This window comes from Cellulomonas iranensis NBRC 101100 = JCM 18110 (assembly GCF_001552375.1).
Classification (GTDB): Bacteria; Actinomycetota; Actinomycetes; order Actinomycetales; family Cellulomonadaceae; genus Cellulomonas; species Cellulomonas iranensis.
Genome location: NZ_BCRB01000049.1, coordinates 1 through 13,884 on the forward strand (window position 1 = coordinate 1; position 13,884 = coordinate 13,884).

Here is a 13,884-nt window from a genome sequence, read left to right on the forward strand (position 1 = left end):
TCCCGGTCCCGCGCGGTCGCCCGTCCGGCGCGGGGGCCCGCGCCGGACGGCGTCGCGCCGGTGACGGGTGCCGGCGACGACGACGCGCTGCTGCCGGCGCCCACGGCGGTGCCCGACGGCGTCCCCGTGGCCGAGCTCATCGACCTGACGCCGCCCGAGCAGGTGGCCCGGGCCGCGCTGGCCCGGGCGAAGGCCGCCGCTCGCGCGCGCGGGCTGCGACCAGGCGTGACGCCGTCGCGTCCCGTGAGCAGCGGGTCGGCGCCCGGACCGCGGGACCCGCAGCCGCTCGCGATCTCGGCGGGGCTGCTGGCGCGGGACCTCGGCTGGGAGCCGGGCCTCGTGGTGGGCGACCTCGTGCACCGGTGGGCGCAGATCGTCGGTCCGCAGGTCGCGGACCACTGCGAGTACGTCTCGTTCGCGGCGGGGCTGCTGACGGTGCGGGCGTCGTCGACCGCGTGGGCCGCGAACCTGCGGCTGCTGGCACCGGCGATGCTCGCGCGGTTCGACGAGGCGCTCGGTCCGGGCGTCGTGGTGCAGGTGGACGTGCTCGGTCCGGTGGGTCACGGGTTCGGGCGGGGTCCGCGGCGGGTCGCCGGGCGCGGTCCGCGTGACACCTACGGCTGACCGCGCGCCGCGACGACCGTGACACCCCTGGTGCCTCCTGCCCGGGAACGGGCGCCCGGGAGGTAGACTGGACGGGTCAACAGAGCCGCCTGCCTGCCCTCGTGAGACGAGAACTCCGCCGCTGTGGGGTGATCCGGACTCCCGACGGCTCGCAGCCGCTCACGACGCGCCTGGCGCGTACCGAGCTCTCGAGGAGAACCGCTGCCCGTGGCCGACCAGAGCACCCCTCTCGACCCGCAGGACACGAACGACGAGGGGCAGGGCAGCACCCCCGCGCCCGCGCGCCCGAGCGGCGGCGACTACGACGCCAGCGCGATCACCGTCCTCGAGGGCCTCGAGGCCGTCCGCAAGCGCCCCGGCATGTACATCGGCTCGACCGGTGCGCGCGGTCTGCACCACCTCGTGTACGAGGTCGTCGACAACTCGGTCGACGAGGCCCTGGCCGGCTACTGCGACACGATCGAGGTGACGCTGCTCGCCGACGGCGGCGTGCGCGTCACCGACAACGGCCGTGGCATCCCGGTCGCGATCCACCCGACCGAGGGGCGTCCCACGGTCGAGGTCGTCATGACGATCCTGCACGCGGGTGGCAAGTTCGGTGGCAGCGGGTACGCCGTGTCCGGCGGGCTGCACGGCGTCGGCATCTCGGTCGTCAACGCGCTGTCGACGCGCGTGCGCACGGTCGTCAAGCGCGACGGTGCGACGTGGACCATGGACTTCGCCGACGGCGGCAAGCCGGTGGGTGAGCTCCAGCGCGGCGCCGCGACCGACGAGACCGGCACGTCGCAGACGTTCTGGGCCGACCCGTCGATCTTCGAGACCGTCGACTACGACTTCGAGACGCTGCGCGCGCGCTTCCAGCAGATGGCGTTCCTCAACAAGGGCCTGCGCATCACGCTCGTCGACGAGCGTCCCCAGCACACCGACACCGACGACGAGATCGCCGGCGAGAGCTCGCCGGCCGGCGAGGGTGCCGCGCCGCGCACGGTGTCCTACCGCTACGACGGCGGCCTGGTCGACTACGTCAAGCACCTCAACTCGGCCAAGAAGGTCGAGGTCGTCCACCCGGACGTCATCGACTTCGAGGCCGAGGACACGGTCCGCAAGATCTCGGTGGAGATCGCGCTGCAGTGGACCACCGCGTACTCCGAGTCGGTGCACACGTACGCCAACACGATCTCGACGACCGAGGGCGGCACGCACGAGGAGGGCTTCCGCGCGGCGATGACGTCGCTCATCAACCGCTACGCGCGCGAGAAGAACATCCTCAAGGAGAAGGAGGAGAACCTCACGGGCGACGACATCCGCGAGGGGCTCACCGCCGTCATCTCCGTCAAGCTCGGCGAGCCGCAGTTCGAGGGCCAGACCAAGACGAAGCTCGGCAACACCGAGGCCAAGCGGTTCGTGCAGTCGGTCGTCAACGACCAGCTCGGCGCGTGGCTCGACGCGCACCCGTCGGAGGCGAAGGACGTCATCCGCAAGTCGATCCAGGCGGCGGCGGCGCGGCTCGCGGCCCGCAAGGCCCGCGAGGCGACGCGCCGCAAGGGCCTGCTCGACTCGCACTCGATGCCCGGCAAGCTCAAGGACTGCCAGTCCAACCGGCCGGAGGAGTGCGAGGTCTTCATCGTCGAGGGCGACTCGGCCGGCGGCTCGGCGGTGCGCGGCCGCAACCCGCGGACGCAGGCGATCATGCCGATCCGCGGGAAGATCCTCAACGTCGAGCGTGCGCGCCTCGACAAGGCGCTGAGCAACCAGGAGGTGCAGGCGCTCATCACGGCGTTCGGCACCGGCATCGGCGAGGACTTCGACGTCTCGAAGCTGCGGTACCACAAGATCGTGCTCATGGCCGACGCCGACGTCGACGGCCAGCACATCCGCACGCTGCTGCTCACGCTGCTGTTCCGGTACATGCCCGAGCTCATCACGGCCGGGCACGTGTACATGGCGCAGCCGCCGCTGTACCGCATCAAGTGGACCAACGCGGACCACGACTACGTCTACTCGGACCGCGAGCGGGACGCGTTCGTCACCGAGGGCCGCGCGAACGGCAAGCGGCTGCCCAAGGAGAACGCGATCCAGCGGTACAAGGGTCTCGGCGAGATGGACTACTCGGAGCTCTGGGAGACCACCATGTCGCCCGAGCACCGCACGCTGCTGCAGGTGACGCTCGACGAGGCCGCGGCCGCGGACGAGATCTTCTCGGTGCTCATGGGCGAGGACGTCGAGGCGCGACGCTCGTTCATCCAGCGCAACGCCAAGGACGTCCGCTTCCTCGACATCTGACGCGCGCGCCGGCGACCCCGGCCCGCCCGCCCCTGACCTCGCGCCGACGACTGGAGTGACCCGCACGTGACCGAGACCCCCGGCGACATCGAGCACGGCCGCATCGAGCAGGTCGACCTGCAGCTCGAGATGCAGCGCTCGTACCTGGACTACGCGATGGCCGTCATCGTCGGCCGTGCGCTGCCGGACGTGCGTGACGGCCTCAAGCCCGTGCACCGCCGCGTGCTGTACGCGATGTACGACGGCGGCTACCGGCCCGACCGGCAGTTCTCGAAGTGCAGCCGCGTGGTCGGCGACGTCATGGGCAAGTACCACCCGCACGGCGACACGGCGATCTACGACGCGCTGGTCCGCCTCGTGCAGGACTGGTCGATGCGGTACCCGCTGGTCGCGGGCCAGGGCAACTTCGGCTCCCCGGGCGACGACCCGGCCGCTGCGCCGCGGTACACCGAGTGCAAGATGGCGCCGCTGGCCATGGAGATGGTCCGCGACATCGACGAGGACGCGGTCGACTTCCAGGACAACTACGACGGGCACACGCAGGAGCCCACGGTCCTGCCGTCGCGGTTCCCGAACCTGCTGGTCAACGGCTCCGCCGGCATCGCCGTCGGCATGGCCACGAACATCCCGCCGCACAACCTGCGCGAGGTCGCGGCGGGCGTGCAGTGGCACCTGGAGAACCCGGAGGCCACCAAGGAGGAGCTGCTCGAGGCGCTCATGCAGCGCATCAAGGGCCCCGACTTCCCGACCGCCGCGACGATCCTGGGCCGGCGCGGCATCGAGGACGCGTACCGCACGGGCCGCGGCTCGATCACGATGCGCGCGGTCGTCGAGGTCGAGGAGATCCAGGGCCGGCAGTGCCTCGTGGTCACCGAGCTGCCGTACCAGGTGAACCCGGACACGCTCGCGAAGAAGATCGCGGACCTGGTCCGCGAGGGCCGTGTGCAGGGCATCGCCGACATCCGCGACGAGACGTCGGGCCGTACCGGCCAGCGCCTGGTGATCGTGCTCAAGCGCGACGCGGTCGCGAAGGTCGTGCTCAACAACCTGTACAAGCACACCCAGCTGCAGGACACGTTCGGCGCGAACATGCTCGCGCTGGTCGACGGCGTGCCGCGCACGCTGAGCCTCGACGCGTTCGTGCGGCACTGGACGTCGCACCAGATCGACGTCATCCAGCGCCGCACGCGGTACCGCCTGGCGCAGGCCGAGGCGCGCATCCACATCTACCGCGGGTACCTCAAGGCGCTCGACGCGCTCGACGAGGTCATCGCGCTGATCCGCCGCTCCCCCGACGCCGAGGTCGCGCGCACGGGCCTCATGGAGCTCCTCGGCATCGACGAGGAGCAGGCGCAGGCGATCCTCAACCTGCAGCTGCGCCGCCTGGCCGCGCTGCAGCGCCAGGAGATCCTCGAGGAGCACGCCAAGCTGCAGGCGATCATCACCGAGCTCAACGAGATCCTCGGCTCGCCCGAGCGGCAGCGCACGATCGTGTCGGAGGAGCTCGCGACGATCGTCGACAAGTACGGCGACGAGCGGCGCACGCACATCCTGCCGTTCGACGGCGAGGTCTCGATCGAGGACCTCATCGCCGAGGAGGACGTGGTCGTCACGATCACGCGCGGCGGCTACGCCAAGCGCACGCGTGTCGACGCGTACCGTGCGCAGCGTCGCGGCGGCAAGGGGGTGCGCGGCGCGCAGCTGCGCGAGGACGACATCGTCGACCACTTCTTCGTCACGACGACGCACCACTGGCTGCTGTTCTTCACGAACCTGGGCCGCGTGTACCGCGCGAAGGCGTACGAGCTGCCCGAGGGCGGCCGCGACGCCAAGGGTCAGCACGTCGCGAACCTGCTGGCGTTCCAGCCGGGCGAGAAGATCGCGCAGGTCCTGGACCTGCGCGACTACGAGCAGGCCGAGCACCTGGTGCTCGCGACGCGCCGTGGGCTGGTGAAGAAGACGCGCCTGACGGAGTACGACTCGAACCGCACGGGCGGCGTCATCGCGATCAACCTGCGCGAGGACGACGAGGGCCGGGCCGACGAGCTGGTCTCGGCGCGGCTGGTCGACTCCGACCAGGACGTCATCCTGGTGTCGCGGCTCGGCCAGTCGGTGCGCTTCACGGCGTCCGACGAGGCGCTGCGGCCCATGGGTCGTGCGACGAGCGGCGTCACGGGCATGAAGTTCCGCGGCGACGACGACCTGCTCGCGATGGACGTCGTGCGTGAGGACGCGTTCCTGTTCACCGTCACCGAGGGCGGCATCGCCAAGCGCACCGCGCTGACGGTCGAGAACTACCGCCAGCAGGGCCGTGGCGGTCTCGGCATCAAGGTCGCGAACCTGCCCGAGGCGAACGGCGAGCTCGTGGGCGCCCTGGTGACGGACGCCGACGACGAGGTGCTCGTCATCATGGAGCGCGGCAAGATCGTGCGGTCCTCGACCTCCGAGGTCAACGCCACGGGACGCAACACCCAGGGCGTGATCTTCGCCAAGCCGGACGCCGGCGACCGCATCATCGCGGTGGCCCGGAACACCGAGCGTCACCTCGCGGACGATGGCGGTACCGTGGACGAGAACGTCAGCGACACCGACACATCCGACGTACCGGACCCGGAGGGGTCGGTGCCCGACAGCGGTGACCGGCCCTCGGAGGACGCATGAGCGACACGCCCCCCTCGATCCCGCCGCGCAAGCGGCCCACGACGCCCGTGACCGCCGGTGGCGGCCGCCCCTCGGCGTCGGGCGGGGCCCGGTCCGCGCAGCAGGAGAAGGGTGAGGGCGGCGCCACGTCGACCGCCGGGCGGACGTCCGCCGGCACCGCGTCGGGCGGGGCCGCGGCGAAGCCCGCCGAGCGGTCCACGGGCACGAAGGCCCCCGCCCCGGCGTCGGAGAAGGCCACGGGCGCGTCGTCCGAGAAGGTCGCCCGCACCACGTCGTCCGCGAAGGCCCCCGAGGCGCCGGCCGAGAGGGACGTCCCGACCGCGCCCGAGGTGCCCGCACCGCGGACGGACGGCGAGGCCGGAGCCGGTGCCGACCAGCCCTCTCCCCTGGTGACGGCGGTCGACGCGACGACCGTGTGGTTCAAGAAGGCCGCCGGAGCCACGGGTTCCGGGCTCTCCAGGGCGTACGCTCAGCTGACCCGACCCCGCACCGAGGATGCCGACATGACCACGACACCGTCGAAGGCGGGTCCGTCGACCGCTGAGCGCCCCGCGCCGCGGTCCACCGCGCCCGTCACCGGGGCCACCGCCCGTCCGGCGACGGGACGCGTCCCGTCGGTGGGGGGTGGCGGCCCGCGCCGCGTGCGCCTCGCGGTCTCGCGTGTCGACCCGTGGTCGGTCATGAAGCTCGCGTTCCTGCTGTCGGTCGCGGTCGGCATCATGATCGTCGTCGCGGCGGTCGTGGTGTGGTTCACGCTCGACGGGCTGCACGTGTTCGCGACGATCGACGACCTGGTGAAGCAGGTCGTCGGCAGCGGCACGGACCTGACGATCATGGACTACGTGTCGTTCGAGAAGACGGTGTCGGCGGCGACCCTCGTGGCCGTCATCGACGTCTTCCTGCTGACGGCGCTCGCGACGATCGGTGCGTTCCTCTACAACATCGTGGCGGCGCTGGTCGGCGGCGTGCACGTGACCATGACGGACGAGTGATCCGTCCACTCCCCCGACGGGCCGATCGGCTCCCGGCCGCCGGTTTGGGCGCGGCGGCCCGCCTGGGGTAGTCTCGACCGTCGCCCCCACCGGTGCGTTTCCCTCGCGGGAACGACGTCGACGGGTGGCGTGACGGGCCTATAGCTCAGACGGTTAGAGCGCTTCCCTGATAAGGAAGAGGTCACAGGTTCAAGTCCTGTTAGGCCCACCCTGCACCGCATGCCGCGCGCCCCGCGGACCGACCGGAAGCACCCGAGACGGGGGACCCGATGAAGAAGCTCCTGCTCCTGGCCGCGGTTGCGGCCGTCGGCTACGTCGCCTGGCAGAAGTACGCGCAGGACCGCGACGAGCGCGACCTGTGGGCCGAGGTCACCGACACCTTCGAGTGACCGGTCGGCTCGACCGGGGGCCATGGCGCAATTGGTAGCGCACCTGCTTTGCAAGCAGGGGGTTAGGGGTTCGAGTCCCCTTGGCTCCACGTACGTCCACGCGAGACGCTCCGCCCGACGGCGGGGCGTCTCGCGTCGTTCCGGGGCGTGCGCGGTCGTCGGGCCGACTTGACCTGGAGTGCGCTCCAGGCAGCAGGGTGCCGGGCATGGAGACGATCACGCTCGGACGGCAGGGGCCGGCGGTGCCCCCGCTCGCGGTGGGCACGCTGCCCTTCGGCACCACCCTCGACACCCCCACCTCGCACCGGATCCTCGACGCGGCGCTGGACGCGGGTGCGACGTTCCTCGACACCGCGAACAACTACGCCTTCTGGGTCGACGGAGCCACGGGTGACGAGTCCGAGAGCACCCTGGGCGGGTGGTTCGCCGCCCGGCCGGGTGCCCGCGACCGCGTGACGCTCGCCTCGAAGATCGGCGCTCGCCCGCGCCCGGGCGGCCGGAGCTTCGCGGACGCGCTGGGGCTGGGGGCTGCGGCCGTGCGCGCGCAGGTCGACGCGAGCCTGGCGCGGCTGCGCACCGACCGTCTGGACGTGCTCTACGCGCACGTCGACGACACCTCGGTGCCGCTCGAGGAGACGGTGGGGGCGTTGCAGGCCGAGGTACGACGCGGGACGGCCCGCGTCATCGGCTGCTCGAACCTGACGGCCCCGCGGCTCGCGGCGGCGCTGGCGGCGGCGGGTGACGGCCCGGCCTACGCGGTGCTCCAGCAGCGCTTCACGTACCTCACGACGGTGCCGGGCGTGGACCTGCTGCCGCAGGTCGTGCTCGACGAGGCCGTCAGGGGTGTCGCCGACGACGCGGACCTCACGCTGATCGGCTACTCGCCGCTGCTCCACGGCGCGTACACGCGACCTGACAAGGAGCTGCCGGAGCCCTACCGGCACGGGGGCACCGCGACGCAGCTCGCGGCGCTGGCCGACGCGGCGGCCGTCACGGGCCTGGACGCGGGGCAGGTGGTGCTCGCGTGGATGACGTCGCTCCCCCGGCCGGTGCTGCCGGTCGTGGGCGTGTCGAGCCCGGAGCAGCTCGCGTCCGCGGTGCACGCCGTGAGCGCGGGTCTGCCCGCGGAGGTGGTGGCGGCGCTCGACGCGGCACGTACGGTGGGCCCGTGAGCGACGGCTACCCGATCGGTGAGGTCGCGCGGCGGCTGGGCCTGAGCGTCGACGCGCTGCGCTACTACGAGCGTGCGGGCGTGCTGCCGCAGGCGGAGCGGGACGCCGGCGGGCGGCGGCGGTACTCCGAGCACGACCTGCACCTGCTGGAGGTGCTGCTGCACCTGCGGGACACCGGGATGCCGCTGGCGGAGATCGCGACGTTCACGCAGCTGGTCGGGCAGGACCCCGCGGGCGTCCCGGAGCGGCTCGCGCTGCTCCGGGCGCACCGCGAGGTCCTGACGGTGCGCATCGCGGCGCTGACGCGGTCGCTGGCCGTGATCGACGGCAAGATCGCGGACTACGACGCGCGGCTCACGGCCGCAGCCGGCGCGACAGCAGGACGCTGAGCGTCGCCAGGACCCCGGTCGCGACGAACACGGCGACGAGCGCGGTCCGCAGGGCGGGCACCGAGGTGCCGGCGTGCGCGAGGGCGGCGCCGCCCACCCCGGCGACGAGGGCCGTGGCGAGGGTCTGCGCGAGCTGCAGCGAGCTGCTGACGAGCCCCTGCTGCGTGGCCGGCGCCTGCCCGAGGGTCTCGGTCGTCGAGGCGTTGAACGCCACGCCCATGCCGAGGCCCGCGACCGCCCACCCGAGCACGGCGCACCACGCGGGAACGGCGTCCGTGAGGATCGTCAGCGCGATCGCGGCGGTGCCGACGAGCAGGACCGCCGACCCGACGGCGACGCCGCGTCCGCGCGCGGTCGGACGCGCGCCGTCCCAGCGCGCCTGCAGGAACGACCCCGCGACCCAGGTCAGCGCGCCCGCGGACAGCCCGAGGCCGGCCGCCGTCGCGCTCTGCCCGCGCAGCTCCTGCAGGCCGAGGGGCAGGAACGCCTCGCTGCCGAAGTAGGCGCCGCTGAGCAGCGCGCGGACGACGATCCCGGCGGCGACGCCGCGCCGTGCGGCGAGCGTGCCGGCAGGCGTCACGCGCCGCAGCGCGGGCACCGCGGCGACGACGCCGACGACCGCGAGCGCGACGAGCAGGCGCACGTCCTGCAGCAGCAGCGCGTGCAGCAGCAGCGCCGTGCCGACGGTGAGCTGGACGGAGCTCACGAGGGGGCCGCGCCACCAGGGGACGGCCGCCGGTGCCGGTGCGTCGGCGCCGGTCGCGTGGGGCAGGCGCCGCAGCGCGGGGAGCGTGAGGGCGGCCGCGACGGCGACGACGGGCAGCATCATGCCGAACACCCAGCGCCACCCGACGCCGTCGGCGAGCAGGCCCGCGGCGAAGGGCCCGACGAGCGACGGGACGGTCCACGCCGAGGACAGCAGTGCGAACATCCGCGCGCGCAGGGCCTCCGGGTAGGCCAGGCCGATCACGGTGTACGCCATGGCCATGACCGCGCCGACGCCGAGCCCCTGCAGGACGCGGCCGACGAGGAAGAGCGGCCAGGACCCCGCGACGCCCGCGACGACGCACCCGGCGAGGAAGACGACCATGCCGAGGGTCATCGGACCGGCGGGTCCGCGGCGGTCGGCGGCGCGGCCGGCGAGGACGGTGCCGACGACGTTCGCCAGCATGAGCGCGGACAGCCCCCACCCGTAGGCGCCGAGCCCGTCGAGGTCGCGGGCGATCACGGGCAGCACGGTCGCGACGCCGAGCGACTCGAACGCGACCATGCCGACCGACAGCAGCACGCCGAGGGTCAGCGCCCGGTATCGCGGGCCCAGCACGCCGGTCTCGTCGTCGGTGGGCGTCACCGGGTCCCGTTGCACGTCCGTCACTGCGTCCTCCTTTTACGTTCCGTATCAAAACGAAACATATACTAGGATGACGCCATGCCCTCGCCGGAGAACACCAGCAGGCCCGCGCCCGCGCGAGGGCGGCCGCGCGACCCGCGGATCGACGCCGCGGTGCAGACCGCAGCGCTGGAGGTCCTCGAGGAGCGCGGCTACGCCGGCTTCACCCTCGACGAGGTCGCGCACCGCGCGGGCACCAGCACGCCCGCGGTGCGGCGCCGCTGGCGCTCCCGCCAGCACCTCGTGGTCGACACGCTCCTCGACCGCATCGGGCCCGCCCCCACCCCCGACACGGGGTGCACGCACTGCGACCTGATCGCCGGCATCGGCACGCTCAGCCCCGCGTTCGGCGCCGGCCTCGGGCGTCGCGTGCTCCCCGCGCTCGTCGCCGACCTCGCGGACGACCCCGAGCTCGAGTCCGCGTTCTTCGGGCGGCTCTTCCACCCCCGCCGCGCCTCGACGGCCGAGGCGCTGCGCCGCGGTGTCGAGCGCGGCGACATCGTGCCCGACGCCGACGTCGACCTCCTGCTCGACATGCTCGGCGCGACCGCCTACTACCGGCTCCTGTTCGGCCACCTGCCCGTCACGCCGTCGCTCGCCGAGGACGTCGTCCACGTCGTCATGGCCGGGGTCGCCACGGACTCCTGGCGGTCCCGCCACGCGCACGAGCGCTGACCGCGGTCGACGGCGCGACGAAGGACCAGCGCCGACCGCGCCGGGTCACGGCCGACCGACCGGGTGGTCCGGCCGTCAGCGGACGGGGAACGTCGCCCAGATGTTCTTGGTCGAGTCCGTGGTGTACCACCCGACCTCGAGCGACAGCTGCCGCGCGAGGTGCAGCCCGAGCCCGCCCGCGCCCGTGATGCGCGCGCCCGCGTACACGGGGACCGACTCGGGGTCGTGGTCGGCGACGTCGAGCAGCCAGCTGTCGTCACGCCGCGAGAGCTGCACGATCGTCGGCGGCAGCCCGTGCGTGAGCGCGTTCGCCGCGAGCTCGGTCGCGATGAGCACGAGCTTCTTGGGCGTGCCGGCCAGGTCCTGCAGGCCGCCCGCCTCCCCGTCGGCGATCGTGCTGGCGAGCTCGTGCCGCAGGTTGCGCAGCTGAGCGGTCGTCTCGAGGGACCACCGCCGCACGGGCGCGAAGCCCTCCGGGGGGCGGCTCAGCGGCAGCCCCGCATCCGCCTCCGGCACCTCGAACACCGCTCCGCCGTCCGACACACGCCCCTCCTCGACATGGTGAGAGGACGAGCCTCACAGGGCGCGGGCGATCCCGCACCCGGAAGCGCGTCCGGCGCCCGCCGAGATCGTCCGCACCGGGTCGGAGCGGTCCGACGGTCGAGACGCGCGTCACCGCGCGACGTCGCGCCGCCAGCGTGCGTCGTCGCGACACCATCGTCGCCCCGGCGTACAGATCGTGACGTCATCGGCGTACCAGTAGGTCGCGTCGGGGTCCCACCCGGCCAGCACGGTCGCGGTCCCCTCCCCCACGGGCAGCGCGCGGCCGGCGGCGGCGGCCCACGCCAGGACCGTGACGTGCACGCCGTCGTACGCGTCGGCGATCGCGCGGTGGTCCGGCACGAGCCACCGTCCCGAGCGCCCCGTGGCCTCGTACCAGTCGCGCTGCCGGGACGCCGTCACCTCGAGCGGGTGGTCGGCGACCAGGGCGGCGACGTCCTCCGGCCCGGTGAGCTCGAGGACGCGCGCGCCGGCCGGGACGTCGACGGCGTACGCGGTCACCACGTCCCAGCCGTCCCCGTCCTCGACGAGGTCGAAGCCCGGTGCCGTGCCGTCCGGAAGGCGTCGGGTCGTCCGGGTCAGGCCGGCGGACGCCGGCGTGCTCCACCACGACCCGCTCACCGGCCGGCGACGTCCGCCGGCCTCCCGTTCCTCCGCGACCACCCGCGCACGCCAGGCGTCGAGCGCGGCGAGCACGCCCTCGCCGCGGGCAGGTGCGGCGTCGTCGTACGCCGTGAGGACCTGCGCCGCGGTCGTGCAGGGCTGCGACCACCACCCCGTGGACGGTGCAGCGAGCACAGCGCGGGCGACGGGCTCGAGCGCCGCCACGACGCGGGGGTCGGCCAGCACGGCGTCCTGCTCGTCCGGCGGCTGCCAGTACCGTACGCCGGCGACGGCGAGGTCGAGAGCGCGTGACACGTCCGCGGGCGTCGGCGCGACGTCGCCCGCGGACCTCAGGGCGTCGACGACGTGGCGCGTCCCGGCGGGATCGGCCGCCGCGGCGCGGACGGCCGCCCGGGCTGCGGGCACGGCGTCGGCCACGACCTCCCAGCACACCGTGCGGCCCCGCGGCCCGGCGAGCAGCAGGTCGACGGTCGCGGCGTCAGCCGTGCGCACCCGCGCGCGCCCGGGTCAGGACGTCGACGAGGACGTCGTCGGTGTAGACCGGCTGCGGCTGGTCGGTGACGCGGCCCTCGTCGAGGGTCGACCAGTGCCAGTGCGGGTGCACGGCGGCGGTCGTCGCGTCGTCGTCGAGGCGCAGGTCGAGGACGACCGCGTAGCGGTACCCGAAGCGGCGCTGGATGGCCTGCGCGACGCCCAGGTCGGCCGAGCCGGGCGCGGCGGTCGCGGCGTCCGCGGTGAGCTCCACGAGCAGCAGGTTGTGCTCGGGTCCCAGCCGGCCACGGTGGTGGACGATCAGGTGCGGTGCGCGGTGCGTCGGACCGTCGAGGCGCACGGACTCCTCGAGGACCATGCCCGACCGGTCGTAGTCCGCGTCGACGTCCCAGGTCTTCTCGATCGTGCCGCGCAGGTTCCACCCGAGGTGGAACGACACGGTGCGTTCGGTGGGGCGGCTCGTGCCGGCGGACGGCGCGAACATCGTCCACTCGTCGACGAGCGTCGCGGTGAGGGCGATCCGCACCCGGGCCTGGAGGTCGGCGAGCTGCATGCGGGGACGGTACCCCCGCGGGGCCGTGGCGCACAGGGACTTCGGTCGACGGATCGTCTTGCGAAGGTGAGGCGATCACCACACGTGGGGCGAGCGACGGCAAAGTGCCCAGCCAGCGTGGGGCGTCGCCCGACCGGGGCACCCCCGGCTTCAGGGCGCGAGCCCGAGCTGGTCGAGGACGGGGTCGAGGCCCTCGATCCGGACGTCGAGACGCAAGGCGTCCGGCCGTGCGTCCCACGCGTCGCGGTCGAGCGCGAACTGCCGGCTGTCCACGGCGGCACCGTCGCGGGCCGTCCGGACCACGCCGTTGTCGCGGTAGCCGATCTTGCGGCTCACACCCGTCGACCCCGGGTTGTCGACGAACGCCGAGCTCGTGGCGCGCTCGGCGCCGAGGCCCTCGAACAGCAGGTGCAGGATCAGCAGGCGCATGCGCGTGCCGACGCCGCCGTGCTGGTGCCGTAGGCCGAGCCACGAGCCCGTCTCGGCCGTCCGCGTGATGCGGAAGTCCTTCGCGTACATGCCCTGCAGGCCCAGCGGCTCGCCGTCGCGCAGCACCGCGAGCTCGATCGCCCAGTCGGCAGGCGTCGTCCGCTGCCGCAGGCCCCACTGGTACGTCATGACGCTGCGCGCCACCTGCACGGGCGTGCCGCGCGTCCACGGCACGACGAACGGCATCTCGTCCTCGCGGTGCACGCCCTGCGCCGCCAGGCGCGCGAGGTCGAGCATGGTGCGGTCGTCGGGCGCGCGCAGCTCGAGGTCGTCGGACACCACCCGCAGCCCCGTGAGCGGCCAGATCTCGACGTCGGTGAGGGGAGCGGGGGTGTCGACCATGACCGCAGCGTCCTCGCGCGCGGCGTCGCCGGTCAACCGCGAATCGCCGCGCGCGGGTCGTGCACGGGTCGTGCGCGACGCGGCCGACGAGGGCGCCGCCCGTGCCGGGCGGCGCCCTCGTCCGGCGTCCGGCCACCCCCGTGCCGGACGCCGCACCCGGGGACGGCGGACGCGGACCGCGCGCTCCCCGGGGGTGGTGCGGTCCCGGTCCGGCGACGGCGAGGTCGAACCGGGCCGGGACCCGCTCG

General features: G+C 73.7%; 13 protein-coding genes and 2 tRNA genes. 10 read left to right on the forward strand and 5 right to left on the reverse strand.

What is annotated here, in order from left to right; genetic code table 11:
- The 9 genes from CS2_RS11285 to CS2_RS11320 form a co-directional block, all read left to right on the forward strand.
- Positions 1 to 624: DciA family protein (locus CS2_RS11285; RefSeq protein ID WP_070320067.1), on the forward strand; the 624-nt coding region annotated here is incomplete at its 5' end.
- A gap of 207 nt (positions 625 to 831) precedes the next feature.
- Positions 832 to 2,907 carry a DNA topoisomerase (ATP-hydrolyzing) subunit B gene (gene gyrB / locus CS2_RS11290; protein ID WP_046529684.1) on the forward strand — a complete coding sequence of 692 codons (2,076 nt, stop codon included), beginning with the start codon at positions 832 to 834 and terminating at the stop codon, positions 2,905 to 2,907.
- Between the two features lie 66 nt (positions 2,908 to 2,973).
- Positions 2,974 to 5,568 carry a DNA gyrase subunit A gene (gene gyrA, locus CS2_RS11295; RefSeq protein ID WP_070320068.1) on the forward strand — a complete coding sequence of 865 codons (2,595 nt, stop codon included), beginning with the start codon at positions 2,974 to 2,976 and terminating at the stop codon, positions 5,566 to 5,568.
- Positions 5,565 to 6,560: a DUF3566 domain-containing protein gene (locus tag CS2_RS11300; protein WP_046529686.1), complete on the forward strand. Its 996-nt coding sequence runs from the start codon at positions 5,565 to 5,567 to the stop codon at positions 6,558 to 6,560. Before gyrA ends, CS2_RS11300 begins: the two co-directional genes overlap by 4 nt.
- Positions 6,561 to 6,694: 134 nt before the next feature.
- Positions 6,695 to 6,768: transfer RNA gene (locus CS2_RS11305), tRNA-Ile, on the forward strand.
- A gap of 61 nt (positions 6,769 to 6,829) precedes the next feature.
- Complete coding sequence (locus tag CS2_RS19425; RefSeq protein WP_213319957.1) at positions 6,830 to 6,949, forward strand: DLW-39 family protein; 120 nt, start codon at positions 6,830 to 6,832, stop codon at positions 6,947 to 6,949.
- 16 nt (positions 6,950 to 6,965) lie between these two features.
- Positions 6,966 to 7,038 (forward strand) — tRNA-Ala (locus CS2_RS11310).
- 117 nt (positions 7,039 to 7,155) lie between these two features.
- Positions 7,156 to 8,121, forward strand: a complete 966-nt coding sequence (locus CS2_RS11315) for an aldo/keto reductase (protein ID WP_070320069.1) — start codon at positions 7,156 to 7,158, stop codon at positions 8,119 to 8,121.
- On the forward strand, positions 8,118 to 8,510 hold the full coding sequence (locus CS2_RS11320; RefSeq protein ID WP_070320070.1) for a MerR family transcriptional regulator: 393 nt from the start codon (positions 8,118 to 8,120) through the stop codon (positions 8,508 to 8,510). Before CS2_RS11315 ends, CS2_RS11320 begins: the two co-directional genes overlap by 4 nt.
- Here CS2_RS11320 and CS2_RS11325 read toward each other — a convergent pair.
- Positions 8,476 to 9,885: an MFS transporter gene (locus CS2_RS11325; protein WP_217997384.1), complete on the reverse strand. Its 1,410-nt coding sequence runs from the start codon at positions 9,883 to 9,885 to the stop codon at positions 8,476 to 8,478. The two genes, CS2_RS11320 and CS2_RS11325, sit on opposite strands and share 35 nt — an antisense overlap.
- A 54-nt stretch (positions 9,886 to 9,939) precedes the next feature.
- Here CS2_RS11325 and CS2_RS11330 point away from each other — a divergent pair, with 54 nt between their 5' ends.
- The gene (locus CS2_RS11330) at positions 9,940 to 10,575 is read left to right on the forward strand and encodes a TetR/AcrR family transcriptional regulator (RefSeq protein WP_070320071.1); all 636 of its coding nucleotides are present in this window, start codon (positions 9,940 to 9,942) and stop codon (positions 10,573 to 10,575) included.
- A 75-nt stretch (positions 10,576 to 10,650) separates the two neighbouring features.
- On the opposite strand, the gene CS2_RS11335 is transcribed toward CS2_RS11330, so the two are convergent.
- The 4 genes from CS2_RS11335 to CS2_RS11350 form a co-directional block, all read right to left on the reverse strand.
- Positions 10,651 to 11,118 carry an ATP-binding protein gene (locus CS2_RS11335; RefSeq protein WP_206120021.1) on the reverse strand — a complete coding sequence of 156 codons (468 nt, stop codon included), beginning with the start codon at positions 11,116 to 11,118 and terminating at the stop codon, positions 10,651 to 10,653.
- A gap of 129 nt (positions 11,119 to 11,247) precedes the next feature.
- On the reverse strand, positions 11,248 to 12,252 hold the full coding sequence (locus tag CS2_RS11340; protein WP_070320072.1) for a hypothetical protein: 1,005 nt from the start codon (positions 12,250 to 12,252) through the stop codon (positions 11,248 to 11,250).
- Complete coding sequence (locus CS2_RS11345; protein WP_070320073.1) at positions 12,239 to 12,805, reverse strand: hypothetical protein; 567 nt, start codon at positions 12,803 to 12,805, stop codon at positions 12,239 to 12,241. The genes CS2_RS11340 and CS2_RS11345 overlap by 14 nt, the downstream gene beginning before the upstream one ends.
- Before the next feature lie 150 nt (positions 12,806 to 12,955).
- Positions 12,956 to 13,636: a GNAT family N-acetyltransferase gene (locus CS2_RS11350; RefSeq protein ID WP_070320085.1), complete on the reverse strand. Its 681-nt coding sequence runs from the start codon at positions 13,634 to 13,636 to the stop codon at positions 12,956 to 12,958.
- Between the last annotated feature and the right edge of the window lie 248 nt (positions 13,637 to 13,884).